This is a genomic window from Paenibacillus sp. A3 (assembly GCF_001399685.1).
Lineage (GTDB): Bacteria > Bacillota > Bacilli > Paenibacillales > NBRC-103111 > Paenibacillus_G.
Map to the genome: position 1 here is coordinate 1 of NZ_JTHN01000392.1, position 1,280 is coordinate 1,280.

Annotated in this window: 1 protein-coding gene; it reads left to right on the top strand. The window is 61.7% G+C overall.

All coding sequences use genetic code 11. The features are described 5' to 3' along the window. The coding region (locus QJ48_RS34885) for a dynamin family protein (protein WP_193394554.1) at positions 1-1,280 on the top strand (1,280 nt) is incomplete at both ends.

The following is a 1,280-nucleotide window of genomic DNA, read 5'->3' on the forward strand; positions in this document are numbered from 1 at the left end:
GCGCGGACGCGCTCGCCGCAGGCGGACACCGGCGGCGGCTGCACGAGGCCGCCGCGCGCCTGGGCGGCGCCGCGCAGGAGCTTGCCGGCGCCGCGGCGCTGCAAAGCATCCGCCGCTCGCTCGAAGAGAAGGCGGAGCGGCTGGCGAACAACCGCTTCACGATCGCGCTCTTCGGCGCGTTCAGCGCGGGCAAATCGTCGTTCGCGAACGCGCTGATCGGCGAACGGGTGCTGCCGGTATCGCCGAATCCGACGACTGCAGCGATCAACAAAATCATGCCGCCGGACCCGGAAGAGGGCTGGCCGCACGGCACGGCCAAAGTCCGAATGAAAACGCCGGAACGGCTGGCCTCCGATGTCTTTTATTCGTTGGAAGTTTTGGGTGTCGATGTAAATTCAATCGAAAAGGCACTGGCTTCGATTCATAAGCTGGCAGCCGATCAAGTTCCGGGCAAGGGTAAACCGCATTACGCGTTTCTTAAAGCCGTCGAGAAAGGCTGGGCGGAGATGAGCCCGCATCTGGGCCAAGAGCTGCACGTCACGGCCGAGGAGTTCGGCCGGTATGCCGCCGACGAAGCAAAATCGTGCTTCGTCGAGCTGATCGAGCTGTACTATGCGAACCCGCTCACCGAGCAGGGCGTCGTTCTGGTCGATACGCCGGGAGCGGACTCCATTAACGCGCGTCATACCGGCGTAGCGTTTGATTACATCAAGAACGCCGACGCGATTTTGTTCGTCACGTATTATAACCATGCGTTTTCCCATGCGGATAAAGAGTTTTTGCTGCAGCTCGGACGCGTGAAAGACAGCTTCGAGCTGGATAAAATGTTTTTCATCGTCAATGCCGCCGACTTGGCTTCCTCCGCCGAAGAGCTGGAAGGGGTCGTCAAGCACGTCGAAACGAACCTGCTCCAGCATGGCATTCGGCACCCGCGGATTTATCCGCTGTCGAGCTACTACGCCCTCGAAGGGAAAGTCCAAGAGGACCGCGAGACGGTCGAGCAATCGGGCATTTTGCGCTTCGAGCGGGAGTTCGTCCGCTTTACGTTCGCGGAACTGACCGAGATGGCTGTACGGGCCGGCGATGCGGATATCCGCCGTGCGGCCGATGTGCTCCAGCGCTGGATGGACAGCGCCCGGGCGGATGCTTCCGAGCGCCGCCGCCAAGCCGAAGCGCTGCGTACGGCGCTTGCGGAAGCCCAGATGCGGCTTGCCGCCCCGGACACGGACGCGGAAGCCCGCGAGCTGTCCAAAGAAATTCAAGAGCTGCTGTACTATGTC